General features: G+C 45.7%; 21 protein-coding genes. 18 read left to right on the top strand and 3 right to left on the bottom strand.

What is annotated here, in order from left to right; all coding sequences use genetic code 11:
- Window positions 1-573 precede the first annotated feature (573 nt).
- Both IX315_RS02705 and IX315_RS02700 read left to right on the top strand, forming a co-directional pair.
- Window positions 574-3,090, top strand: a complete 2,517-nt coding sequence (locus IX315_RS02705; RefSeq protein WP_244973065.1) for a glycoside hydrolase family 84 protein — start codon at window positions 574-576, stop codon at window positions 3,088-3,090.
- Window positions 3,071-4,804, top strand: coding sequence for a DUF4091 domain-containing protein (locus IX315_RS02700; RefSeq protein ID WP_244973064.1), 1,734 nt, complete (start codon window positions 3,071-3,073; stop codon window positions 4,802-4,804). The genes IX315_RS02705 and IX315_RS02700 overlap by 20 nt, the downstream gene beginning before the upstream one ends.
- Here the strand turns inward: IX315_RS02700 and IX315_RS02695 are convergent.
- From IX315_RS02695 to IX315_RS02685, 3 genes are all read right to left on the bottom strand, one after another.
- On the bottom strand, window positions 4,795-6,135 hold the full coding sequence (locus IX315_RS02695) for an MATE family efflux transporter (protein WP_018357864.1): 1,341 nt from the start codon (window positions 6,133-6,135) through the stop codon (window positions 4,795-4,797). The genes IX315_RS02700 and IX315_RS02695 overlap by 10 nt on opposite strands.
- 87 nt (window positions 6,136-6,222) lie before the next feature.
- Window positions 6,223-7,908, bottom strand: a complete 1,686-nt coding sequence (locus IX315_RS02690) for a DEAD/DEAH box helicase (protein ID WP_211837130.1) — start codon at window positions 7,906-7,908, stop codon at window positions 6,223-6,225.
- Between the two features lie 6 nt (window positions 7,909-7,914).
- A complete protein-coding gene (locus IX315_RS02685) occupies window positions 7,915-9,450 on the bottom strand; it encodes a THUMP domain-containing class I SAM-dependent RNA methyltransferase (protein ID WP_211641031.1) in 1,536 nt (511 codons plus the stop codon).
- 131 nt (window positions 9,451-9,581) lie between these two features.
- Here IX315_RS02685 and IX315_RS02680 point away from each other — a divergent pair, with 131 nt between their 5' ends.
- The 16 genes from IX315_RS02680 (at window position 9,582) to pnp (ending at window position 26,932) form a co-directional block, all read left to right on the top strand.
- Window positions 9,582-9,842, top strand: coding sequence for a LysO family transporter (locus IX315_RS02680; RefSeq protein ID WP_018357867.1), 261 nt, complete (start codon window positions 9,582-9,584; stop codon window positions 9,840-9,842).
- Window positions 9,839-10,441: a LysO family transporter gene (locus IX315_RS02675; protein WP_018357868.1), complete on the top strand. Its 603-nt coding sequence runs from the start codon at window positions 9,839-9,841 to the stop codon at window positions 10,439-10,441. The genes IX315_RS02680 and IX315_RS02675 overlap by 4 nt, the downstream gene beginning before the upstream one ends.
- A 129-nt stretch (window positions 10,442-10,570) precedes the next feature.
- A complete protein-coding gene (locus IX315_RS02670) occupies window positions 10,571-11,191 on the top strand; it encodes a hypothetical protein (RefSeq protein WP_018357869.1) in 621 nt (206 codons plus the stop codon).
- A complete protein-coding gene (locus IX315_RS02665; protein ID WP_018357870.1) occupies window positions 11,188-11,472 on the top strand; it encodes a winged helix-turn-helix domain-containing protein in 285 nt (94 codons plus the stop codon). The genes IX315_RS02670 and IX315_RS02665 overlap by 4 nt, the downstream gene beginning before the upstream one ends.
- A 40-nt stretch (window positions 11,473-11,512) precedes the next feature.
- A complete protein-coding gene (locus IX315_RS02660; RefSeq protein WP_018357871.1) occupies window positions 11,513-11,965 on the top strand; it encodes a DUF2141 domain-containing protein in 453 nt (150 codons plus the stop codon).
- Between the two features lie 361 nt (window positions 11,966-12,326).
- Window positions 12,327-13,247, top strand: a complete 921-nt coding sequence (gene dapA, locus IX315_RS02655; RefSeq protein WP_134849740.1) for a 4-hydroxy-tetrahydrodipicolinate synthase — start codon at window positions 12,327-12,329, stop codon at window positions 13,245-13,247.
- Window positions 13,248-13,267: 20 nt separating this feature from the next.
- Window positions 13,268-14,536, top strand: a complete 1,269-nt coding sequence (locus tag IX315_RS02650; protein ID WP_018357873.1) for a nucleoside permease — start codon at window positions 13,268-13,270, stop codon at window positions 14,534-14,536.
- The gene (locus tag IX315_RS02645) at window positions 14,523-15,044 is read left to right on the top strand and encodes a nitroreductase family protein (RefSeq protein WP_240704067.1); all 522 of its coding nucleotides are present in this window, start codon (window positions 14,523-14,525) and stop codon (window positions 15,042-15,044) included. The genes IX315_RS02650 and IX315_RS02645 overlap by 14 nt, the downstream gene beginning before the upstream one ends.
- 25 nt (window positions 15,045-15,069) lie before the next feature.
- Entirely contained in the window at window positions 15,070-17,055 is a 1,986-nt protein-coding gene (locus tag IX315_RS02640; RefSeq protein WP_134849741.1) for a DUF4954 family protein, read from the top strand.
- 178 nt (window positions 17,056-17,233) lie between these two features.
- Window positions 17,234-17,518, top strand: a complete 285-nt coding sequence (locus IX315_RS02635; protein ID WP_018357876.1) for an HU family DNA-binding protein — start codon at window positions 17,234-17,236, stop codon at window positions 17,516-17,518.
- Window positions 17,519-17,873: 355 nt separating this feature from the next.
- Window positions 17,874-19,535, top strand: a complete 1,662-nt coding sequence (locus IX315_RS02630; RefSeq protein ID WP_018357877.1) for an Rne/Rng family ribonuclease — start codon at window positions 17,874-17,876, stop codon at window positions 19,533-19,535.
- A gap of 169 nt (window positions 19,536-19,704) precedes the next feature.
- Window positions 19,705-21,093 carry a sodium:proton antiporter NhaD gene (gene nhaD / locus IX315_RS02625; protein ID WP_244973063.1) on the top strand — a complete coding sequence of 463 codons (1,389 nt, stop codon included), beginning with the start codon at window positions 19,705-19,707 and terminating at the stop codon, window positions 21,091-21,093.
- A 245-nt stretch (window positions 21,094-21,338) separates the two neighbouring features.
- Window positions 21,339-22,841, top strand: coding sequence for a cell division FtsA domain-containing protein (locus IX315_RS02620; RefSeq protein WP_018357879.1), 1,503 nt, complete (start codon window positions 21,339-21,341; stop codon window positions 22,839-22,841).
- An 11-nt stretch (window positions 22,842-22,852) separates the two neighbouring features.
- Window positions 22,853-24,211: a cell division protein FtsZ gene (ftsZ, locus tag IX315_RS02615; protein ID WP_018357880.1), complete on the top strand. Its 1,359-nt coding sequence runs from the start codon at window positions 22,853-22,855 to the stop codon at window positions 24,209-24,211.
- A 12-nt stretch (window positions 24,212-24,223) separates the two neighbouring features.
- Window positions 24,224-24,673, top strand: a complete 450-nt coding sequence (locus IX315_RS02610) for a GatB/YqeY domain-containing protein (protein WP_018357881.1) — start codon at window positions 24,224-24,226, stop codon at window positions 24,671-24,673.
- A gap of 39 nt (window positions 24,674-24,712) precedes the next feature.
- On the top strand, window positions 24,713-26,932 hold the full coding sequence (gene pnp / locus IX315_RS02605; RefSeq protein ID WP_211635257.1) for a polyribonucleotide nucleotidyltransferase: 2,220 nt from the start codon (window positions 24,713-24,715) through the stop codon (window positions 26,930-26,932).
- Window positions 26,933-26,960 lie beyond the last annotated feature (28 nt).

Below are 26,960 nucleotides of genomic sequence, written 5' to 3'. Positions count from 1 at the left end.
GTTATAACTAACAGAGCTTGCTCTTCGGTTTGTTGTAGAGAAAGTCTGCAATCAAAAGAGAGGAAACAATGTCAACGAGGAAACCAGGAGGTTAATACGGATCTGTAAGCTTTGTATTTGTAGACTCTTATAGGTACAACTTAATAGATGTGTAGATTCTAACTATATTAATACGTAGACCATATCCTTCCTTCAGGATCAATATATTGTACCTTTAGGTCTTCGCCTGAGTAATGAAAGTCTCTCCCCAGAGGGACTCCAGTCTCTCCCTAGAGGGACTCCTGTTTCTCCCTAGAGAGACTCCAGTCTCTCCCTAGAGGGACTCCAGTTTCTCCCTAGAGGGACTCCAGTTTCTCTCCTGAGGGACTTTCAGTACTATGCCTAGTCATTATTGTTCCTCTAGGGAGAGACAAAATAGGAGATCGGTTAGTTGGGGCAGGGCAGACGCTTCTTTCAGAGCCTAGATAGTGCGTTTTTTGTAGTATTAAGTAGGGAAAAATTGGTATATTGTCTCTCAATTTGTAGAGCTCTCTAACAGAAGAGTTCATTGTTGTTATACACATAGTTAGGTTTATGATTAGAAAAGTTTGTTTGGGTATCAGTCTAGTGGGAATGCTTTCTACTTATGGTGTCTTGGCACAGACCGATAGTTTTGACCTCGGAAGCCAGCGTCGTGAGTCGCAAGTGGTCAGTACAGTGCCAGGAAAGAAGGTGGATCACAAGGGCATTGTCTTGAATCCAACACCTCAAGAGATGAGGATTGATTGGAGTAATAGTCTTAGTATCCGAAATGGGTTCTCTATCCGTGATCCCAAGAAGAGTTATAGTCGTGACATAGACTTTCTTACAATACGAAGTGGAAAGGGCACTATTCGGGTGACTGTCGACTATGGAGAGCGTATTGCGAAGCGTGCCGGTGTTAAGGCCGTGTCGGGGGCATATTTCCTCTCAATAGGCAAGAAGGGTATTACTATTACAGGCTACGACGATAGGGGCGCATTTTACGGACTGCAGACGCTTCGTCAGTTACTCTCTAGCCCTTATTTACGTGGTGGAGTGCTACCTTATATGACCATTAATGACTATCCCGACTTACCTAATCGTGGCGTAGTAGAGGGCTTTTATGGAGCACCTTGGTCGCACGAGGTTCGGCTATCATTGATAGACTTCTACGGTAAAAATAAGATGAATATCTACCTCTATGGCCCTAAAGATGATACCTACCATCGTACTCCAGGGTGGCGCTTACCTTACCCAGAGGAAGATGCGAAGAAGATTGTTGAGCTAGTTGAAGCGAGCAAGCGAGCTCGCGTAGACTTCGTATGGGCTATCCATCCAGGTCAGGATATCCATTGGAATGAGGAGGACTTCAATAATATTGTGCGTAAGTTCGAGATGATGTACGACCTTGGGGTGCGCCACTTTGCTGTCTTTTTCGATGATATTAGTGGTGATGGCACCAATCCGTATAAGCAAACGGAGTGGCTCAATCGTTTGACCACGGATTTCGTAGATAAGAAGGGCGATGTATCTCCGCTTACTGTTTGCCCCACCGACTATACTAAGTTGTGGGCTAATCCTACGGAGGAGGGTGCCCTTGCTGTATATGGTAAGACATTGAACCCCGAGATTAAGGTATTCTGGACGGGCGATGTCGTGTGTGCCGATCTTACTTGTTCCACGCTAGAGTTTGTAAATAGCCGTATCAAGCGCCCTGCTTACTTTTGGTGGAACTTCCCTGTCACCGACTATGCTCGTCAGGTGCTTATGATGGGACCTTCGTATGGTTTGGATACTACTCTAACGAGCAATGAAGTAGTGGGTGTCCTGAGCAATCCAATGGAGCATGGTGAGGCCAGCAAGTTGGCTCTTTATGGTGCTGCGGACTATGGTTGGAATGTGCAGGACTTCAATTCTATGGACAATTGGGAGCGCGGTTTGGTAGAGATTGTGCCAGAGGCTCCAGAGGCTTTCCGTACTTTTGCTATCCACGCTACAGATACGGAGACTGGCTATCGTAGAATTGAATCGTGGGAGACCGAGACCTTTACGATGGAGCAATGGGAGCCTGCAAAGGTAAGTGCACTGAATGTGGAGTTCATCAAAATCCAAGAAGCAGCGAAGTGCCTACTGAGTGTGGGTATCAATCCCCTTTTGCTCTCAGAGCTGAAGCCTTGGATTATAGAGTTGGGTAAGCTAGGAGCCCGTGGACAGCGTGCTATTGAGCTTGGGCAAATCTATAATGATGGGCACAGTGATGCTCTATTCTGGAATAGGTATGTAGCCAATGTAATGAGTGATGACGAGGTAAAGAACTACCAAGCGCATAAGTCAGGGACCATGAAGCTACAGCCTTTCTATGACCATATGATGGCCGATCTCGCTTTCTTATTTTACCAAAAGCTCACTAATGAAATTCCTCACGACTATAAGGGCATTAGTTCGTTTGCCAATAGTGGTGGGGCTACTTCCAAGCTGATGTTGGATAGAAATGATAGTACCTATTACACATCAGCGGTATCTCAGCAAGCTGGTTCGTGGATAGGAGTAGATCTTAGAGAGGCTCGTCCTGTCCGTGAGATACGTATATTGCAGGGACGTAATAGTGTGGATGATGTAGACTATTTCGACCATGCTACGCTACAATACTCAGTAGACGGTAAGGAGTGGCATACTCTGATTCCTGAAGTAGAGAAGAAGTATGAGATAGAGTGGAAGGGCAAAGAGGTGCAGGCACGGTATGTACGTCTCATGCGTCTCAATTCTGAGCGCCGCAATTATGCTGCCGTGCGTAGCTTCGAGATTAACCCTATGGAGGGGTACAATGCAGCAATGGATTGCAGTCTTTCTACGGCGCTTGATCTGAATGGTTCTCTCGAGTTGGAGGTTGCTTCAGGTGCCAAGCAGCTGGTATTGCTCCTCGGTGAGGTGTCCGCACCAATAGAGGTGAAGCAGCTTAATGCCAAGGGAGAAGTGGTGGCAACTGATAGGGTTACGAGTCCGTATACTCAATTGGATAAGGTGAGTCCTCAGGTGACCAAACTATTGATAAGTGGTAATGGAACTATCTATGAGGTTATTACTAGATAAGTTAGCAATGGGTGTGTGGCTGGTGGCGATTCTTTCGTCACCAGCACTACTTGCTCAGGACTATGTGGAGCTGGGCGATCCTAAACCGCACGATAGTGCGCAGGTATGGGATAAGGGTTTGCAAGAAAAGATGGCTGTGGAGTGGGGTTCGACTAATACCCGCTATCCTAAGCACGATCTCCCACGAGAGATAAGGGGTAAGAGTGTAGAACTATCGGCGTGGCGAGGAGAGCGGGTTAATGCCCAAGCGGTACTGTATACTCGGGTGCCCCTTCATCAAGTAAAGGTGGAAGTGAGTGACCTGAGAGGTGAGCAAGGTTTAATACCTTCGGATGCTATACGTACCCACTTCGTACGCTATGTGATGAGTGATGAGCTAAATCCTGAAGGTTCGGGCAGCGGAGGCTGTGGTCAGAGACCCGACAAGAGTCAGTGGGACTCTATCCTTGTGGCTGACGTACTAGATAGTATTGCAACTCGGGATGTGCAGGCATATACCGTCCAACCCATTTGGGTACAAGTGGCTGTGCCGAGCGAGGTGGCTCCAGGACTATATACGGGGAGTATTGGAGTAGCAGGACATAAGTTGACTCTAAAAGTAAGGGTAGGGGTGAGAGAGCTTCCTCCACCTTCGGAGTGGCAACAGCATCTTGACTTTTGGCAAAACCCTTATGCCGTAGCACGATATCATCAGGTTCCGCTGTGGAGTAAGGCACATTTCGAACTGATGAAGCCCCTATTTGGTATGCTACGTGATGCAGGTCAGCGGGCTATCACAACAACTATACTGTACAAGCCTTGGAATGGACAGACCGAGGATCACTACGATAGTATGATTGGTCGTACTCTTAATATTGATGGTACTTGGCGCTATGATTATACGGTATTTGATAGATGGGTGACCTTTATGCTCGAGGAAGTAGGTATAGATGGGATCATTAGTTGCTACAGTATGATACCTTGGCAGCTTAGCTTCGACTACTACGACCAAGCTACCTCTAGGGTAGAATACGTAAAGGCAAAACCAGGAGATAAGGCATATACTGACTATTGGTACCCCTTCCTGAAAGACTTTGCTAAGCATCTAAGAGAGAAAGGGTGGTTCGACCGCACTATGATTGCCATGGATGAGCGCCCTATGGAGGCTATGCGTGAGGCTATCAAGATTATTAAGAGTGCCGATGCTGACTTTAAGATATCGCTAGCAGGCAACTATCATGAGGAGATTATTGATGACCTTTACTATTGTAGCATTCCCTATGGACACAAGTTCCCCGAGCAAAAGCTCAAAGAGCGAAGAGCAAAGGGACAGATCAGCACGGTGTATACTTGCTGTACGGAGGCTTTCCCCAATATCTTTACCTTCTCGCCACCTGCCGAGGCTTCATTTACTGCAGTCTATGCACTAGCCGCTAATTACGATGGCTATCTGAGGTGGGCTATTAATAGTTGGGTCAAGGATCCATTGAGGGATAGCCGTTTCCGCTCATTTGCCGCTGGTGATCCTTACACTATCTATCCAGGGGCAAGGAGCAGTATTCGTTTCGAGAAGTTCCTCGAAGGCAAACAGATGGCTGAGAAGGTACTTATCCTCAGGCGAGAGGGCTACAATCCACACCTAGAAAAGCTCCTCGAGAGATTTGTCTCCAATGAGCGACAAGAGAGTGCAGAGGAACTGATAGAGGCGCTTGGGGTACTTATCAATCAGTTGTAAGACTTTGTGAGCCTCGTGATATAGCGATAGCTCATGATACCAATGAAGAGGAAGTAGATCACCTCTACGGTGAAGCACATGGCTACTGTAGCACCTAGGAGATAGACCATTACGGCTCCGTATACGAGATAAAAGGCAGTATTGATGAGTTCGATCAGGAATACCATCTTGGTATTTCCGGTCGAACTCACTGCATTGAAGTACATATTACCTGCAGAGGCAATGAGTGCTGCAAGTGAAAATACCCTTAGGGTGGCTACTGCATCATGGATAAGATCCGGATTGTCTGTAAATATGCGGAGCGGTAGCTCAGGAAATAATTGTATGAAGGTAAAGATAATGAGCATCGTGCCAAAGGAGAGACGTACTGCGCGTGCCATATATCGTGATAATTGTTCTAGCTGTCCAGCTCCTACGATATGCCCTACGGTGGTACGTACTGAGGTTCCGTATGAGTTCATCGGCATAAATATAAGGACATAGATCTGTCGGGTAATAGATGCCACTGCCAGCTGCCTCTCGCCCAAACTCTCTAGCATGAAGAAGAATATTGCCCATACCGATTGGCTAACAAATGCTTGTAGCATTAGGTATGAACTCATATTGAAGAGTTGTTTGGAGAGCTGTCTATCTAACGCCAATAGGCTAGATCTATTGATGCCGAATACTTCGGTATCTACCTTGAATCGGATATAGAGGATATAAAACAGCACGGATGCTGCTTCGGCTGCTACACTCGCTATAGCTGCTCCTTTTACGCCCATCTCTGGGAACCCTAGATTGCCAAAGATAAGTCCGTAGTCTAGTACGATATTGACAATGGACATCACTACTGAATTGAGCGTAAGTACCTTGGTGCGACCAATGCCTACAAAGAAGGAGCGGAAGGTGGCAGAGAGAAAGGCGAATACAAAACCGAAGCTGCGATATGTCCAATACTCTATCGCTGTTTCCGCAACCCTTGGGCTACTGAGTAGCCCTCTGAAGAGGGTCGGACCAGCAACTATAGCGATGGTGGTAACGGTAAGTGCTGCTAGGATGAGGAGTTTGATACTTTGCCCCAATACCCTGCCGATGTCGGCTTTGTTATTCGCTCCGTAACGATGACTGGTGAGGATCTGAGTACCACTTGCCAATCCCCATCCTATGGTGTAAATACTAAAGTATACCAAGCTGCCCATGGCGGTACCGCCGAGCTGAATTTCTCCCACACGGGTGATGAAAGCAGTATCCACTACCCCAATAAGGCTTTGAGCTATTAGGGAGATAAAGACAGGCCACGATAGCCTGAGTATATTCTGGGTTGTAAGATCTAGTTTATATTCCGACATATATCGCACTGGATGTTTGTTTCCTACGCAAATATACCCAATATAAATAGGAAAAGCCCGTGGAGTAGGGTGCTCCACGGGCTTCTATTACTTCTTGCGCTTATGGCGGGTAACCCTGATGGGTTTCTCTCGGTATTCAAACTCATTGAGCGCCTCTTGCACATCCTCAGCATCGTGCGGACGTATCTCGAAGGTAGCATTGCGGTCATAGACATCTATCTTGCCTATAGGCACTCGGCGGCCAGTGCAGTGCTCAATCATATCTATCAGGATATTTGGGTAGAGCTTATCTTTCTTCCCGAAGTTAATCTGAAGGAGCTCCATATTCTCTCGCCCTTTACCTTTCCTTGGCTTCTCACTCCTTTCTCGTTTATTGCCTCGCTCAGGTCGCTCAGGTCTCTCCTGCCTATCACGTCTCTCCCTTTTATCCTCTCGAGGTGCTCTATCGGGAATTTCTTCTATCTGCTGAGCATTCTTGTAGTAGTCGAGCATCCGAGAAATCTCTATATACACTAGCCTTTGTAATAGTTCCTCGCTATCCAACCATGAGAGGCGGTTTATTACAGCCTCCATATAGGGAGCTATGGCCTCAAGGTCTGGCACAGTATGTTCCATGCGATGGACAAATTGCATTAGCTGTTTCTCGCAGATATCTTCTGCCTTAGGGAGCATTGCCCGTTCGATAGTGATGCCACTCTCCTTTTCTATGCGCTTAATCTGTCCCCTCTCTCTTGCGTGGCAGATAGCTATAGAGATACCTTTTTTCCCCGCACGAGCTGTACGACCACTACGGTGGGTATAGTTCTCGACCTCAGTAGGGATACCATAGTGGATGACGTGCGTAAGGTTATTCACGTCTAGTCCTCTAGCTGCTACATCTGTGGCTACAAGCAACTGAATCATTCCGTGACGGAAACGATTCATCACGTTGTCTCTCTGTGCTTGGGATAGCTCCCCATGGAGTGCATCGGCACTATAGCCATCGGCGATCAACTTTTCCGCTATCTCCTGGGTGCTCCTACGTGTCTTACAAAAGATGATACCATAGATATTGGGGTAGTAGTCCGCAATGCGTTTGAGCGCTAAGTAACGGTCATCCGAAGACACTACGTAGTAAAGATGCTGTATATTGTGATTGACCCTCTGCTCATTACCCACCGAGATTTCAGTAGGATCTTTCATGTACTTGCTGATAATCTTTCTTATCTCCTCGGGCATTGTAGCAGAGAAGAGTAGTAGATGGTGCTCGGAAGGAATGTTCTCAAGGATACTATCAATATCCTCGCTAAATCCCATATTGAGCATCTCATCGGCTTCGTCGAGTACGACATCGTAGACCTGACTTAGGTCAATCGCTTTCCGCCTCAGGAGATCGAGCAAACGCCCAGGCGTAGCAACGACTATCTGAGCCCCTCTTCGGATACGTGAGATCTGATCCTCTATAGAGGCTCCACCGTACACAGCTACAATATTAACATCGTCTAGGTGGATAGCAAACTGGGCTAAATCACGAGTAATCTGCATACATAGCTCACGGGTAGGAGCTAGTATTAGCGCTTGTGGATGGTGCTGAGTCGTATCAAGATTTTGCAGAATCGGAAGTCCGAAAGTGGCGGTCTTGCCACTACCTGTCTGTGCGAGTGCAATAATATCTCGGGCTTCGCCTAAGAGCAGTGGTATTACTGCTTCTTGTATAGGCATAGGGGCTTGGAAGCCCATCTTGTTGATGGCTTCGAGTAGGGGACGAGATACCCCCAATTCTGCAAACGTCATAATGTTTTATTCTTCAGAAGGTGTGTTGTCTCCAGGCTTACGCTCATGATTGGCTCTAGGGGTGAAGCGAACTGGCTCACACTCCTCGCGGTGGCGAGAGCTGAACATAGACCTCTGCTTCTCATACGCTTCATTGGCATGATTGGCTTGGAAACTACGACGTTCTCCACGCTCCTCCCTTGGTTGGGAACTGCGTCTGTCGTCGCGATTGTTACGGTTGTCGCGTCTGCGATCGTCGCGATTGTCTTGTCTTGGTCGGCGGCTACTCATACGGAAAGCTTGTTGCTCACGCTTCATCGCCTCGCGCTCACGATAGTACCGCTCACGCTCCTCGAGTGATGGAAGTAACCCCTGTTCACTAAGCTCCTCTAGGTGGTCGCTACGCTTGCCCTCAAACATCTCGTAGCCTCTGAGTTCACACTCAATCATCCCATTGTAGAGCTTCTCTCTATGGAATTGCTTTAGTCCAATGGCATTGAACCCTTCCTCTAGGCTGCCACTTATAATCCACGCTTTCCACCCTGTAAATACATGCTTAAGGGTAGACCCAATATTGCTATAAAGCTTCTCAAGGTCATTGGGGCGCATACGGTCGCCATAGGGAGGATTCATGACGATGATACCCTCACTTGCAGGTCTATCCTCTAGAGTGTACTCCTCAAAAGCCTTTACCTGAAGGTCTACATACTTTGTGATACCAGCATTCTTGATATTTCCTCTCGTGATAGCAATAGCCTTAGGATGATTGTCCGAACCATATATCTTATGTTCGAAAGGCTTCTCTTCCCAGTCCTCAAGGACGTCACTAAATAGTTCGCTGTCGAAGTCTGTCCAGCGCTCAAAGGCATACTGAGCTCTGAATATACCTGGAGGTATGCCTAGCGCAATCAACGCAGCCTCTGTTAGGAATGTCCCACTACCACACATGGGGTCTAGGAAATCGCACTGTCCTTCCCAGCCAGCTCGTAATAAGATACCGGCAGCTAGCACCTCACTGATAGGCGCATCGTTTTGTCCTAGACGATAGCCACGCTTGTGCAGACTTTCCCCACTAGAGTCGAGAGCCAGGGTTACAGTAGTATCCGCTATATGTATATGGAATAGCACATCAGGATCCGCTACCGATACATTCGGACGGCGATCTGCGACATCATTGAAATAGTCTGCAATAGCATCCTTAGCTCGATAGGCTACAAACTTACTATGAGTAAACTGCTCTGAGTAAACGACTGTGTCTACTGCGAATGTAGTACGAGGAGTGAGGTATTGATCCCACTTTATATTATCGTAGAGGTATTGGTAGATTTCATCGGGATTGGTTGCTTCGAATTGAGCAATAGGCTTGAGTATCCTAAGCGCTGTTCGGAGGTGGATATTGGCTTTGTAGAGCATCTTTTGATCTCCTCTAAAAGCTACCATTCTCCTTCCTGGTACTATATCCTTTGCGCCTAACTCTTTAAGCTCATCCACCAAGATATCCTCCAGACCATACATGGTCTTGGCAAGCATATCAAACTCCCCAGTAATCACTTCGTTCACCATTTTTGGTTCCTAACAGACTCTTAAAATCAATTTCGGGCACAAAGGTACAAATAATCAGGGGAATATCAATAGCATACAGCGAGATTGAGTATCTTTGTCACTAATTTGCAAAACTATATAAGGTAGAATATATGTTCAAAGTCGTAGCATTTATGCTCTTAGGCGTGGGGACTGGTTGGCTACTCAGACGATGGAGGATGAAGTGGATTAGTCAGGTAACCATGTTGCTTATCTGCTTACTACTCATTGTCCTCGGAGCAGAAGTCGGTTGGTCTAGAGATGGTATTGACAACGTATTTGTAGTGGTCGGTAGTGCACTCCTTGTTGCCGTTCTTGGCATAACTGGTAGCGTATTGCTTACCCATATATTGCACAGGAAGGAGCAGAAATGAGAGACAACTTTATACTCCTAGGTTGCTTTTTCCTCGGACTCGTACTAGGTATTTACGAATTAATTCCACCCCAGGTTATAGAGTCTGACCTTAGCAATTACCTTCTATATCTTCTGATGTTCACAGTGGGGATGAGTGTTGGTAATGATGCCGAAACACTCAAGGGCTTTCGCAAACTGCCAAAGCGCATCGTAACACTACCATTTCTCTCTATTGTAGGTAGCTTACTAGGGGGCGTAGCGGCTGCGCTTATCCTCGGAGGTAGCTTTTTCTCCACTATGGCGATAGCTTCGGGACAAGCCTATTATTCTCTCTCCAGCATCATCATCACTGAGCGATTAGGGATAGCGCTAGGCGCCATTGCACTTCTGGCTAATGTGATACGCGAACTATTGACCATTGTACTTGCCCCTATGTTGGCTAAGTATATCGGACCTCTGGCTCCGATTGCAGCAGGTGGAGCTACTACCATGGATGTTACGCTTGCGCCGATCCTCAGAGCATCAGGCGCTGAATACTTAGTGCCCTCGATATACCATGGTTTTGTCTGTGACTTTAGTGTGCCTATCCTTGTCACACTCTTCGTAGGATTAGTGTAGCAAAATAATCCTCCAAACATTTGGTTTATATTATAAACTTATATACCTTTGCATCGAGAAAGGTGGTGCGCACCCTTTTTTATTGTGTGAATGGTTTATAATATAAACTTACTTTGACTATGTGAGATTATGGATGATAAGAAGATGAACGAGTATGAGAGCCTGAAGACGATAGAACAAATGCTACAGGCTACAAAGAGTGACGATGTACGCGGTATCCGTGCGAGCTTTAGGGTATGGGGCAGTGCCTGTCTCTTACTTGGCTTAGGTGCCTTTTTTGCCACTACCTATTTTACCAGTCCTTGGTGGAATATGCTGTGGTTCCTCCTATTTCTATTGCTACTTATCCCTGCGGCTCGTGGTAAAGGAAATAGTGAGCATGTCACTACCTACCTAGAGGAGAGTGTCTCCAAAGTGCTAGGTGCGATGGGCTTCTGTTTCGCTGCCATTAGTGTGGCATTCTTTATTACGTTATTTGCCAAAGGGGAATGTCATTTTCAGCTGATGGCACCATTATCTGTAATAATTGTGGCGCATACCTCTATGCAAGTGTGGAGCTTAGCGAAGAAGAAAGGCTACTTTATCTTTTCGATGGTGATACTGATTGCAGGTATCTTACTGATGAGCAAGGTTGTACTGTCGCTGCCTCACTTTTCTCCTGTCCTACACCTATCAACGGGTGTGCTTTTGGGACTTCTATTCTTGGTGCCAGGGAGTTATTACAATAGAAGGAAGGGACGTAAGTTATGAGAGATTTGGATCCACTACTACACTCTCAGTTGAGGCTCTCTATTGTCTCTATCTTGCTGAGTGTAGTCGAGGCAGACTTCGTCTATCTCCGCCAGAAGACAAGAGCCACCAGCGGAAACCTCAGTGTGCAGCTCGATAAGCTGTCCGAGGCAGGCTATATAGAGGTGGAGAAGGAAAATGCAGGGCGATCTAGCCGCACTAGTTGTCGCCTAACAGCTAAAGGTCGTGCCGCACTAGAGACTTATATCAGGGTGCTCAAGGAGGACTACTTCCCTATGTAGTAAAATAATAAGAAATCAGTAATGTAAGTTTGATAATAATATGAATGCGATAAAAAGAATGATCTTCCCACTGGCTATCTTAGCTATGTGCCTAGGAGGTGTTGCCAAAGTTTTCGCTCAAAGTGAGCAGGAGACTATCGAAGCTAATCTTAAGATTTTTCTAAAAGGTCTTGAGTGTAATGAGGGGCAAATTATGATAGCGGTATTTGATTCCCCAGAATTTTTTCTCCTGAAGCCAATCAAAGCAATTGCTATTCCTGCAGATAGTATATCTTCCATCCCAGTATCACTAAATCTTCCTAGAGGAATATATGCTATCGCACTATTTCAGGACGCCAATAACAACGGAATATTAGATATTGGAAACAACGGTATCCCTACAGAGAAGTATGGTTTTAGCAATGATGTTGAACCTGTGACGGGTCCGCCTAGTTTTAAGGATTGTTCCTTTGAAATAGAGGAAGACACTACCGTCATGATATCTATGAGATAGCAATATCAGGCGTCAGACCAAAATTTATCTGTACAAATAAATTTATTTATCTCTAGGAATAAATATTTTTATTTGTACAGATAATTTTATTTATTCCTAGGAATAAATTTTTCTACTTGCGCGAGCCGTGATGTCTTTTCAGGGAACTAGCATGGCATGAGTTCCTTTTGAACTCTCTTCTAATCCACTGGGGTGGGGAATGATTGTGCTTCTTCCTGAGTGGATGAACCGAGAGTATTCATCCGTGTCTATTTCTCTAGACTACCGCAAGATATGTTTTCCAAGAGGTGAAGTAGGGCAGATGCTTAGTTTTTTGTAATTTTGCTCGGGTGAGAGGGTGACACATTATATATATTAATATATGAGCAACAAGAGAGAGAGATTATTCCTCAAGGGAATGGGTACGGCTATCGTAACCCCTTTTAAGCAAGATAAAAGTGTAGATTATAATACATTAGAGGCTCTAGTAGAGCGACAAATAGAGTGTGGTGCCGACTTCCTCGTCGTTTTGGGTACTACTGCTGAGACTCCCACGCTTAGCACGGCTGAGCAAGATGTCATTATCCATACTTGTGTAAAGGTCAATAATGGGCGAGTTCCTTTTGTCGTTGGGGCTTCGTCCAATGGCACTTTGAGGACAATTGATAGGCTCAAGACCATGCCAACAGAGGGCGTCGATGCTGTGCTCGTTGTATGCCCCTACTATAACAAGCCCTCTCAGGAGGGACTCTTTCAGCACTTCAAGGCTGTCTCTGAGGCTTCTCCGCTTCCTGTTATATTATATAATGTGCCTGCACGTACAGCGGTGAATATGCTTCCAGCCACTACCCTGCGATTGGCTACAGAGTGCCCTAATATTATAGGAATTAAGGAGGCCAGTGGGATTGTAGGGCAGATAGACTTGGTGTCTAAGCAACGCCCTAAGGACTTCTTTGTGCTTGCGGGAGATGATACCATCACATTCCCACTTATGGCGATGGGTGTAGATGGCGTCATCTCTGTAATTGGCAATGTATTCCCAAAGCAATTTGGGCGCATGGTGCACCTAATGCAGGAGAAGCGATATGAGGAAGCGTTGGTGATTCATCACTTCTTTAAGGAGCTTTATGGACTACTTTTTGTGGATGGTAATCCTGTGGGGGTGAAGTGCGCTATGGCTCAGTTGGGACTTCTAGAGGAAGTTTTGCGATTGCCACTTGTGGAGATGCAAAGCCCTAATAGAGAGAAGATGGTGGAGGAGATGAAGTTACTATGTGCTTCGGAGATTATTAAAGGAGAATAATTAATTTGGTACAAGATTAAATGGATCACACTACAACAAAAAAGACAGGAGCGGGGGGCGTAACGCTACAGTTGATAGCGATGAATTTCTTGCAGTTCGCAGTCTGGGGGGCTTGGCTTATTTCTTTGGGCGCATACCTAGGAGGCACACTACAGTTTAGTGGAATACAGATTGGTAGCTTCTTTGCTACGATGGGTATTGCGGCTCTCTTTATGCCTACTCTGATGGGTATAATTGCAGATAAATGGATTCCTGCTGAGCGATTGGTTGCCATCTGTCATCTTTTTGCAGGCGTGCTAATGGTGTACGCTGCTCAGAGAGTAGACTATTTCGGGCTGTACACCTTTGTCCTACTTAGTGTCTGCTTCTATATGCCCACACTGGGGCTTACCAATGCGGTTGCCTATAGCAAGCTCAATGAAGCCAATCTTGATACCGTGAAGCACTTTCCCCCAATTAGGGTATTTGGTACTATTGGTTTTATTGTAGCGATGCTCGTAGTAGACTGGAGTGGTGTGAAGATGACCAATATTCAGTTTTATATCTCAGCTGGACTCTCCTTTGTGCTGGCGTTATTTATGCTTACCTTCAGACCTACTCCTATAGTCGACAAAGTGGAAAAAGCCAATCGCACGCTTGTAGAGAAGCTCGGCTTGCAGGCTTTTGCGCTCTTTAAGGAGCGGAGGATGGCTATCTTCTTTATCTTCAGCATGCTTTTGGGGATTTGCTTGCAGATAACCAATGGATACGCCAACGACTACCTCACCAATTACTTTGGCAAGATGCCCGAGTATGCCAATAGCTTTGGGGTGAAGTATTCAGGTACACTGATATCCATCTCTCAGATATCCGAGGCGTTGTGCATCTTGATGATTCCTTTCTTTCTTAGGAAATATGGCATCAAGGCAGTGATGCTGATAAGCTTATTCGCTTGGGCTTTGAGGTTTGGCTTCCTAGGGTTTGGTAATCCTGGAAGCGGGGTGATTTTACTTATCCTCTCCATGCTCGTCTATGGAGTGGCATTTGACTTCTTCAATATCTCTGGTTCACTCTATGTGGACAAGAATACGGATGTAAGCCTGCGCAGTAGTGCCCAAGGCGTATTCCTGATGATGACCAATGGATTTGGTTCGTTTATAGGTTCGTATGTGGCAGGATGGGTCGTAGATAAGTGGGGTTATCCTTACTCGTGGTACATTTTTGCTGCCTATGCGCTGACAATTACGATTGCATTTTATTTCTTATTTCAAGATAAATCCAAAGACAAAATAGCGTATGAACATGCTTGAATTATTGAGGACACGCCGCTCCATCCGTAAGTTTGATAGGAGTAGGGCTGTGCCAGACGAAATACTAGAACGCATCTTAGAGGCAGGGCATATAGCACCTTCGGCATGCAATAAACAGCCTTGGCATTTCTATCTGATCAAGAGTCAGGAGGCTAGGGAAAAGGTATGGGCATGCTATGATCGACCATGGGTACAGGATGCTTATGCCTATGTCTTGATTACAGGCGAGGTGGATCAGTGTTGGACTTATCCCGATGGATTAGGCGATACATCACTCTATACCGACTGTGCTATTGCAACAACTAGTATGATGCTACAGGCAACAGCCGAAGGGGTAGGGACCTTGTGGATCTGTAATTTTGATAGACCTAAGTGCTGTGAGCTGTTTGGGCTGGATGTCAATAGCCGACGCCCGATAAGTTTCCTCGCTATAGGCTACCCCGATGAGGATACTTCTACACTGCCTTTCAAGCGGAAAAAAATGGAGGAGATCCTAACCATACTCTAAAACACACCATATAAATTTAATACTTATGAGAGCATTGACAAAAGATGAAGTGGTAGTATTGGAGCACAATAACTGCCACTCCGATGATTGGACTCTGATAACAGTGGCAGAGGGGTTCGACCCTATGTGCTGTAGGGATGTTGTATTCATAGGGCAGTGTACTATCGGAGACCTAAGTGGGAGCCGAACCAATGAATACGGCGTGCCTATACCTAATGGAATCCGTTCGGCACGTATTCATGAGTGTACTATTGGTGATGGTGTATGTATTGACCATATACACGACTGCTTGTCTCGCTATGATATTGGAGACCATGTAACCATAACCAATGTGGATGTGGTGGCAATGAAGGGAGAGAGTTCTTTCGGTGTAGGTGTAAGAGCTTCTGTGCTAAATGAGACAGGCGGTATCGAGGTGCCTATCTCTCGGAACTTAAATGCCCAAACAGCCTATATGCTTACCTTGATGAGCTTCCAAGATAGAGCGTTGAGAGTGCGCTTAATAGAGCTGATTGATGCAGAGTCTGAAGCGGTGCGCTCTACTAGGGGGATAATCGAGGAACATGTGGAGATAAAAAACACGGGTTCCATTGTTAATGCTTTCGTGGGGGCTTATGCCACAATTGAAGGCGCTACTAAACTGGAAAATTGTAGTCTATGTAGTAGTGTGGAGCACCCGATACGTATAGGATACAATGTTCAGGGGCGTGATTTTATTGCTTCTTTGGGCGCAATGATTGGTGGTAGCTCCATTGTAGAGCGCTGCTTTGTAGGTCAATCGTGCCATATAGACCACTTATTTTCGGCTCATGATTCGTTGATATTTGCCAATTGTAATCTAGAGAACGGTGAGGCTTGTGCTATCTTCGCTGGACCATTTACTGTCTCCAGCCACAAGAGTAGCTTGCTGATAGCTGGGCACTTCTCGTTCCTCAATGCAGGTAGTGGTTCCAATCAGAGCAATCACCTCTATAAACTAGGTCCTATCCATCAGGGCGTAGTAGAGCGTGGTTCCAAGACAAGTTCGGATTCGTATGTCTTATGGCCCTCTCGGATTGGTGCATTCACCTTGGTTATGGGGCGACACGTACATAATGTAGATACAACCGACTTCCCATTTAGTTATCTGATAGAGTCGGAAAATAAGAGTTTCCTTGTTCCTGGTCGTAGCCTACTTAGTGTGGGTACAATGCGTGACGCTAAGAAGTGGCCAGCAAGAGATAAACGCCCCAAGAGCTCTCGTCCAGACTGTATCAACTACAACCTCCTTAGCCCCTTTACCATTGGCAAGATGGAGTGTGCCTACAACAAACTAAAAAGTCTTCAAGACTTTCTTGGACTACACGACCACGTCTATGCTTTTAATAATATCTTCATCAAGTCGAGTAGCCTAAAGCGAGGTCTGGAGACTTATCGCTGGGGTATTGAGAAGTTTGTCGGGAACTCCCTTATCCAGAGAATACAAGATAAATTTGGAGATAAAGCCATCTCCTCCCAAGAGGAGTTGCTCACAGCCCTTCGCCCCGATCATACAGAAGGAACAGGTGAATGGATAGATATGAGTGGTATGATAGCTCCTATCCAGGGGATACACGAGATTATTCGTAAGATAAAGTCTGGCGCCCTTGCCACACTTCCGGAAGTAAATAGTGCGGTGCGTGATCTCCACAGTCGGTACTACGATTTGGAATGGGACTGGAGCTATGAACTGCTGTGCCGGTGGTTCGGAGAACCATTGTCAGCTTCTAAGGTAGTGGAGATAATAGAAAAGTGGCTTCGTGCTGTGGTTGCGATAGACCAGGCACTACTGAATGATGCGCATAAGGAGTATAATATCATAGGTAGGGTAAACCTTGGTATTCAGCCTGATAATGAGATGAATAGATCTTATGGAGAGCAGATAGAAGAGGAGTTTAGTCACAATTCTATTGTGCTCTCAGTACAAGAGCATATTGAGCGCAAGCGAGCCCTAGCTTCGGCTGTTTTGGCTCAATTATCCGGATTATGCTAGTTAATTTTCTACCAATATAAAGGGAATTAGAGTGTTACGGCACAAAAATATAGCTCAAGATTTCGGAAAGCCAATTAAAAATGCTATCTTTGCAATCCGATTACTTTGTGGACGAGAATAACGCTGCTCGGAATGGGAGCGGTGGGAAGTATATAACGATTGTAAAGACATAGATATCATGACTAAAGCAGAGCTCGTAGGAGAGATCTCAAGAAAGACAGGTCTGGAGAAAAAGCAGGTGATGGATACCGTAGAGACCCTGATGGATGTAGTGAGCAATAGCCTCTCAGCGGGTGAGCCGGTATATCTCCGTGGTTTTGGAAGTTTTATCATCAAGCAGCGTGCAGCTAAGACCGCTCGTAATATCACTAAGAATACTACGATTCAATTGCCTGCACGTAAGGTACCAGCGTTTAAGCCTTCTAAGACATTGTCTGTAAAGGTAGATAAGAAGAATGCCTAAGACTAGGCAAAATTGATAACAACTAATATAGATTTGTAATATGCCAAGCGGAAAGAAGAGAAAGCGTCATAAGATGGCCACGCACAAGCGTAAGAAGAGACTGCGTAAGAACCGCCATAAGAAGAAGTAATAACACTTTTGAATATGGTGTGACTCCAGCATGAGTACCCAACTGGGCATAGATTGGTGGCTATGAAGCTACAACAGGCATGCTAAGAAAGCATAAGCTCTTGGAGAGGTTGCCGCCTACTTGTATTAGGTACAGCGACGACTCCAAGGGCTTATCTGCTTTATTGGGGAAAGGGAATATACTGGAGAACTGAAGTTTATTAATTTATTATTTACCAAAACTCGCGTGAAAAGTGAACTAATCATAGATGTTAGACCTAAGGAGGTCTCCATTGCTGTCCTGGAGGATAAGCGACTGGTGGAGCTCCAGAGGGAGAAGCAAAATATTGCTTACTCCGTGGGCGACATCTACCTCGGCAGGGTGAAGAAGATCATGCCAGGTCTGAATGCGGCTTTCGTAGATATCGGGCACAAGAAGGAGGCTTTTCTCCATTACCGTGATCTAGGAGCTAGCTTCAGGACTGCAAAGATCTTTATCCAGGCACAGAGGAAGTATGGCAAGGGCTTTTCTCCCGAGAGGGTAAGGTTGGAAAAGGAGATTGACAAGGCTGGGGCTATCGCAGATATGCTTCAGCAGGGTGATGAGCTGATGGTGCAGATTACCAAAGAGGCAATTTCGACCAAGGGACCAAGAGTTTCTTCGGAGCTGTCGTTTGCGGGTCGATACCTCGTGCTTATCCCATTTGCCGACAAGGTGTCGGTCTCACAAAAGATAAGAGCAGCTGAGGAGAGGCAAAGGCTCAAGCAATTAATCCTCAGTATTAAGCCCACCAATGTATCCGTAATAGTAAGGACATCGGCTGAGGGCGTAAAGGTGGCAGAGCTTGACCACGAATTGCGTTCGCTTGTCAAGAAATGGCAGACTACGGTAGAGAACTTAGGTAAAGAACCAGAGCAGGAGCAACCCAAGGGCAAGAAGGGGAAGCAGAATAATAAGCCTGCAGTGTGGATGCTACATCAGGAGAGCACTCGCCTTCTGAGTCTATTGAGGGATACCTATAGCTCGTCATTTAAGGAGATATGGATCAATGACAAATCGCTCGTACAAGAGACAGCTGATTACATTGATCTAATCGATCCAGGGCACGGTAATATCGTAAAGCTCTATGAGGGACAGAAGCCCATCTTTGATTACTATGAGGTAAGCCGACAAATCAAGCATCTATTTGGTAAGACTGTTACTTACAAGAGTGGAGCATACCTTGTGATAGAGCAGACAGAGGCGATGCATGTAGTCGATGTAAATAGTGGCAATCGCTCTCGAGGTTCTAAAGAACAGGAAGAGACTGCGGTAGATGTCAATCTCTCTGCAGCAGAGGAGATTGCTCGTCAGATGAGGCTGCGAGACCTAGGTGGTATCATTATTATCGACTTTATCGATATGGCTCAAGCCGCCAATAGGCAGAAGCTATTTGAGCATATGAATGAGTACATGCGAAATGATCGTGCAAAGCATACTATTTTGCCTATTACTAAGTTTGGTCTGATGCAGATTACACGACAGCGTGTGCGCCAAGCTACAAAGATTGAGACAGAGGAGGTATGCCCTACCTGCCATGGTAAGGGACAAGTACAGCCCACTATTTTCTTTACCGATCAGGTAGAAGAGATGGTGCGTAAGCTGGCTAATGAAGAGAAGATCAATAAGTTTGCCCTCCATCTCCATCCATATGTGGCTGCCTATCTTACTAAGAAAAAAGGTTTCCTAGGTGGGTCGATACTCACATCATGGCGTTCGAAGTACGGCAAGGGTATTAATGTGATACCTGATGAGTCATTGGGGATGCTTGATTATGAGTTCTACGACTCTGATAAAAACGAACTCTCTTATCTCCTTGAGCCTGAGGATGACAATGAGAGAGAGGACAAAGAGGATTTAGGAAAATAGATAATTATCGCTTTTCCAACCTTCTCCCATAGGGAGAATTTAAGCGTAACTACTCGAAGTGGAGCTATCGGAGATCACCGACAGTTCCACTTCTTCTTGATATTGTGCTTGGTTGCTGATGCTCTTTTTGTACCTTTGCGGCTCTAAATTACAATTAATACTGTTGGTTATGACTTTTATATTAATGCCAATTGTTTTTGTGCTAGGTGTTATAGGTATCGCTTTTGAGGATAAACTGCATATCAATAAGAGCGCAATAGCGCTTCTTATGTGCGTTATTCTTTGGGGGCTGCTTATTGTAACTTACCATGGGAATTATTCTAACGAACTCTTTCGTACTTTCCTAGAGCACAATCCTGCTCTTGCCGATGCCTCTCGGATAGATAAGGCTCAGGCTTATGTTGCAGAGTCTCTTAACATCCACTTGGGCGATGTGGCGGGGACTTTGTTTTTTGTTCTTTGCTCCATGCTTATTGTTAATACCGTAGACCGATATGGAGGATTCAAAGAGATTGCTGCGAAGCTTGCTACAGCCAATAAGCGTAGGCTTATATGGCATATTGGTTTTCTTGCCTTTTTCTTCTCAGCTCTCTTGGATAATCTTGCAGCTGCCATTGTGGTTATTGCTATTATTCGAAAACTGGTGCCGGATAAGACAGATCGCATGAAGTATGCTTGTATTTCTGTAATCGCGTGTAATGCAGGAGGCTCTTGGAGCCCAATCGGTGACGTGACCACATTGCTCCTTTGGCAGAGCGGATATATCACTCCTTTTGTACAGATTAGTCGTCTGTTTATTCCAGCTTTAGTCAATCTACTAGTCCCTCTTACTATTAGTCACTTCTGGTTGTTTAGAAAAGGTGATCAGCTACGTCAAGTGACTCCTCCTCTCTTTGCCAATAAGCACAAAGTAGAATTGCCAGGCACTACTCGAGTAACCGTCTTTATTATTGGGTTCTTGTCGCTCGTTATGGTGCCAGTCTATGAAGTGCTATTTGGTATACCAGCATATATGGGAGCTATCATTGGTCTAATCATCCTCTGGATCTACACCGATCGGATGCAGCTTCGTTTGGAGAATGCAGAGGATCTAAAGGTAGTTCACTTGCTCAAGGATGCCGATCTCTCTTCTCTCTTCTACTTCCTCGGGGTGCTTATGTCTGTGGCAGCTCTTATCACTGGAGGGCAATTGGCAGTAGCTGGTGGGTATTTAGAGCGAGTTACTGCTCTATCAGGAAACCAATTTGCTGATACTTCATTTCTCGCTGCTATCTTAGGTGTACTGAGCTCCGCAGTAGATAATGTGGCTCTTGTCGCCGCTACGATGGGTATGTTTCCTACTGGATATAATGCCGCTATGGTCGTGGATGGCTCATTTTGGCTCTTCCTTGCTTATGCAGCGGTCACGGGTGGTAGTTTGCTGATTATCGGTTCTGCTACTGGAGTTACTGTGATGGGACTAGAGGGCGTGACCTTTGGCTATTATCTAAAACGCTTTTCCGGTCTCGCTCTGGTTGGCTACATAGCAGGGGCTATGGTCGCTTTGATGTTAGTGTGAAGCAGATTAGTCTAGGGAGAATACGATACATTTAGGTCACTTATTACTTCTCAATAGCGACGTTGATACATCTCTATTGAGGAGTAATTGCTTATATCGTGATTACAAATTTGATAATCACCTATTTCCACTCGTTATTTGTGCCAAAAAGTGTAGGATAGGTGGGGATAAATTTGTAATTTTGTGGGAATTATAGTGCTCGGCTATTGGGAGAGGTAGCTTTGTGGTAGTTGGATATATAATTGATGATGGATAGCAAGGATAAGAAAATGGTGGTAGCGGTGCTAGACTTCGGTAGTAGTGCTATCAAGTTGGCTGTTGCAGAGAAGGAGCTGTCGGGAGACTCAAAGATTCCAAGAGATAGATTCAAGGTGATTTATCTTGATACAGAGCCCTCTGAAGGTGCTGTGCAGCGTGGCGTAGTATTTAATCTCTCTGAGACTTCTGAGAAGGTGCGTAACCTATTGGTGCGTGCCGAGGAGGAGATAGGGGTTAAGATTACCAATGTGCATGCTAATATTTCAGGTCAGGGTTTGCACTCGCTTCTGGCAAAGATGTCGGAGGAGTATTCATCACCTCACGAGATAACTGATGAGGATATTCGGAATATCTGGAGTGCTCTGGACGAGGAACCAGGTAAGCTTTATCTCTATTCTGATCCTGCTTTTGCTCGTTTCGTAGTCAATGGTAGTGTTGTGCAGCGTCCAGTGGGTGTTAAGGCTATGAAACTGGAGATGAGTATTCAGGCTGTAGTGACAGAGTCTTTTGTAGGAGACAACGTGGAGGAAGTCGTATCAGGAAAGCTAGGGCTTGGATTACCTCCTTTTCTTGTAGGCGCTATTGAACTTAGCAAGAGAGCTCTTACGCCAGAACAAAAGAGGATAGGTTCGGCTATGATAGACTTCGGTGCAGAGACTACTACTGTTTGTTACTTCAATCACGGAGTACTAGAGTCACTAAGAGTGCTACCGATGGGTGGTAATCAATTGACATATGACCTTACATCACTGGATATTAGTCCTGAGGAAGCGGAGCGCATCAAGCTTACTAGTGGTTCGCTTACATTGGATACCAGCGATAAAGAGGAGCTAACGGTTAAGGCTCCAGATATGCGTACGGATAAGAGGGTTTCTCGCTATAAGGTCAACCAGTTTATCGAGGCGCGCACACGAGAGATTATTGATAATGTAAAGGCTATTATCGCTCGTGCAAAGGGCGCCGATGACGATTATAGACTGCCTGGAGGTATTGTTATTACGGGTGGTGCTTCTCGACTTGCAGGACTTGTAGAGTATGTTAAGGAACAGTTCGGAGGAGAATTGAGTGTAAAGCAGGTAGGAACAGGTTTCTTTCCTGATGCTAATAATGAGGAGCTTATCAATAATCCCGAGTTCCATTCTGTCTATGCACTATTATACCAAGCCGATGAGGATGCAACATTGGCTGTGGAGGTAGAACGACCTGCCCATGTGACTCAGCCAGAGACGCCAATTGTAGTTACACCGGTCGAGACTGAAAACAATGAAAAGGCTCCTACTGTTATAGAAACTGCTACTCTATTCGACGAAGAGGAGATGGAGGAGATGATAGAGGATGAAACTCCAGTAAAAGAGGTTCTGCCTACACCGAAGAAGACAAAGAAGAAAGCTGCAAGGAAGGGTAGCTTTTGGGGGTCTATTGGTAAGGGGATAACAGACCTCTTTGCAATGCAAGGTGATGAGTCACAACTGTCTGATGATGAGGATTGATAGAGGAGAATATGATGGGAGATTTTGTAGAAGGCGTATTGCCAATAAAGGATAAAGCTAAGAACCAGCGTACAATCATCAAGGTAATTGGCGTAGGTGGCGGTGGTGGCAATGCTGTGAACTATATGTATAAGCAGGATGTGGAGAATGTCTCCTATTTGCTCTGTAATACCGACCAGCAGCATCTCAATGCCTGTGATGTGCCTCATACTATATGCCTCGGAGAAAAGACAACTAAAGGTCTTGGTGCTGGCAATAATCCTCGTCTAGCACATGATGCTGCCGAAGAAAGCGAGCAAAAGGTGCGTGAAGCACTTAGCGATGGTACTGAGATGGTCTTTATTACGGCTGGTATGGGAGGTGGCACAGGTACGGGAGCAGCTCCTGTAATTGCTCGCATCGCTAAGAGTATGGGTATCCTTACGGTAGGTATCGTGACAATTCCCTTCCTGTTTGAGGGACGTAGTAAGATTCTTCAGGCTATCGATGGCGTAGAGGAGCTTAAGAAGAATGTAGATGCCATACTTGTGGTCAATAACGAGTTGTTGAATAAGATTTATCCCGACTTAAGGATGACTGAGGGCTTTCGTAAGGCGGATGAGACACTTACCACGAGTACCCGTTCTATCTCTGAGATGATTACTATTCCTGGTATCGTGAACCTCGACTTTAATGATGTTAAGACTACTTTGGAGTCGGGCGGGGTATCGATTATTACTCGCGGCTTCGCTAGCGAGGAGGAAGGTCTCAAAAAGGCGATGCAAGAGGCTCTAGACTCTCCACTTCTCAATACTTCTAACTTTAGCCAGGCTACTAGGTTGCTGATACAAGTGACCTATAAACATGATCATGAGCCAACGACCAAGATGGCGGAGGAGCTCAAGGATATGACTGCCAAGGTGACGACTAAGTTCGACTTTATCTGGGGTATGAGTGAGCGTAATGATGATACGATGGAGAATGACCTGGGCTTCATATTGCTTGCTTCAGGCTTCGACGATAGTGTCATGATTGCAGATGAATATCAGGATGAGATACCTCGTAGAAGCAAAGAGGAGGAGGAGAAGACGATTGGTAATTACTACGGTAGTGACCTATCGCAAGCTAATACTTACAAGGAGTATGAGACTGTGATCTTCACTGACGAACTGATGGTCAATAATGGTTTTATCTCACTTGTTAATCAGCGCCCTACACTTACCCGCTCTAAGGAGCAGCTTGAGACTATCAAGCAGTTCCTTGATGGGGATAATGGATTTGGTAATTGGAGTGCACAACCAGTAATCTCCTATCCAAGGGAGAATAAGCCTGTAACAAAGTCAAATACTGGTGCTACTACCGGTGGAGTAATTAAGTTTGGTGACGATTAAATAATAGAATATATGGGACTTGTAGAACAAGTAAACGAAGGAATTAAGCAGGCAATGCTGAGCCGTGACAAGGTAAGACTAGAGGCTCTGCGTGCTATGAAGAAAGAGTTTCTCGAGGCAATGACTGCCAAAGGTGCCACGCATGAGCTAGGTGACGATCAAGCACTTAAGATTGTGGCTAAGCTGGTGAAGCAGAGAGAGGAGAGCGCTAGTCTCTATCGCGATGCTGACCGATTAGAACTTGCCGAAGCAGAGGAAGCAGAGGCAGAAGTATTTAAGGGGTTCCTCCCCGCACAGCTCTCCGAGTCTGAGATAGAGGAAAAAGTAAAAGAGATTATTGCACGTCTTGGTGTAACCGATATCAAGGGAATGGGTCAGGTCATGGGCGCTGCTACAAAGGAGTTAGGAGCTTCGGCAGAGGGTAAGGTAATCTCACAAATAGTAAAGAAGCTATTATCATAAGCGAGACATATTATAAGCTGTTTTATATAGACGTTTTTTATCATGAATGTAATCACTAAGACCATCACAATGGGTGATGGACGCACCATTACAATTGAGACTGGCAAGCTAGCTAAGCAAGCCGATGGTGCCGTAACTGTTCGCATGGGCAACACCGTATTGTTGGCAACGGTTACTGCTGCACAGGATGCTAATCCTGGGGTAGATTTTATGCCTCTTCAGGTAGAGTATAAGGAGAAGTTCTCCGCTATTGGTCGTTTCCCTGGAGGTTTTACTCGTCGAGAGGGTAGGGCTTCCGACTATGAGATTTTGATTTGTCGTTTGGTAGATAGGGCACTCCGTCCACTATTCCCAGAGGATTACCACGCCGAGGTATTTGTTAATATCATCCTCTTTAGTGGAGACGAGAATGAGCTTCCTGATCAGTTAGCTGGTTTGGCAGCTTCAGCCGCACTCGCAGTGAGTACCGTGCCTTTCCAAGGACCTATCTCTGAGGTGCGTGTGATTAGGCTTGATGGTAAATTCATAGTAAATCCTTCTAAGGAGCAACTCGATAGAGCTGATCTGGATCTAATGGTGGCAGCCACACTGGACAACATCATGATGGTCGAGGGTGAGATGAAAGAGGTTCAGGAGGCAGATATGCTCGAGGCTATCAAGGTTGCTCACGAGGCTATCAAGGAGCAGTGCCAGGTTCAGATCGACTTGATGAATGAGTGTGGTACTAACGAGAAGCGTACCTACAGCCACGAAGATAACGACGAAGAGCTAAGGAATAAGGTACATGAGTTCTGCTACGATAAGGCATACGCTGTAGCAACTTCAGGTACTTCTAAGCACGAGCGTACCGATGCTTTCGCGCAGATTGTAGCAGACTTCAAGGCTCAGTTTACTGAGGAAGAGTTAGCTGAGAAAGAGGGTATGATTAACCGTTACTACCATGCTGTAGAGAAAGAGGCAATGCGCCGTATGATTCTAGACGAAGGCAAGCGCCTTGATGGTCGTGATACCAAGACCATCCGTCCAATTTGGTGTGAAGTGGACGCACTACCAGCACCTCATGGTTCATCTATCTTTACCCGTGGAGAGACACAGGCTCTAGCAACTGTTACCCTAGGTACTAAGAGCGATGAGAAGCTTGTCGATGATGTTCTTAATTATGGAAAGGATCGTTTCCTACTCCACTATAACTTCCCACCATTCTCTACGGGGGAGGCACGCCCACAGCGTGGTGTAGGTCGTCGTGAGATTGGTCATGGTAACCTTGCACAGCGTGCACTCAAGGCAGTAATTCCTGCCGACTATCCATACGTTATCCGTATCGTTAGTGATATCTTAGAGAGTAATGGCTCATCATCAATGGCAACTGTATGTGCTGGAACCCTAGCACTTATGGATGCAGGTGTGAAGATTGAGAAGCCAGTGAGCGGTATCGCTATGGGTCTGATCTCAGAGAATAAGGGTCAGAACTATGCTATCCTCTCCGATATCCTAGGAGACGAGGATCACCTTGGTGATATGGACTTCAAGGTAACTGGTACTCGTGATGGAATCACTGCTACTCAGATGGATATCAAGGTAGATGGTCTTAGCTATGAGATTCTGGAGAATGCATTGGCTCAGGCTAAGGCAGGACGTATGCATATCCTCGATAAGATTACCTCAACAATTGCTGAGCCACGTGCCGACTTCAAGCCTCAGACTCCTCGTATCGTGACTATGCGTATACCTAAGGAGTTTATTGGAGCTGTCATTGGTCCTGGTGGTAAGATTATCCAGAGCATACAGGAGGAGAGTGGCGCTAGTGTAAATATCGAGGAGGTAGACAATGTAGGTCTCATCGAGATTGCCGCTGCAGGTAAGGCTCCTATCGATAAGGCACTTGAGATGATCAATGCTATCGTAGTTATTCCAGAGGTTGGTAAGGTATACGAGGGTAAGGTAAAGAGCGTTATGCCTTACGGTGCTTTCGTTGAGTTCTTGCCTGGCAAGGAAGGTCTACTTCATATCTCTGAGTGGGATTGGAAGCGCTTCGATACCATCGAGGAGACAGGTGTAGAGGAAGGTCAGAAGCTCAATGTAGTACTTCTTGAGATTGATCCAAAGACAGGCAAGTTCCGTCTCTCTCGTAAGTCTCTCTTGGAGAAGCCAGAGGGGTGGGTAGACCGTCCAGAGCGCCCTCGCAACGATCGTCCTCGTAATGACCGTCCACGTGGCGACCGTGGTGATCGTAACAATAACCATCGCAACAACGACTAATCGTCTTCCATATAAACTTAATGAGTGA

Source organism: Porphyromonas levii (genome assembly GCF_018206105.1).
Taxonomy (GTDB): Bacteria; Bacteroidota; Bacteroidia; order Bacteroidales; family Porphyromonadaceae; genus Porphyromonas_A; species Porphyromonas_A levii.
Note: the sequence above shows the minus strand (reverse complement) of the source record. Positions and strands in the feature narration are given on the sequence as shown.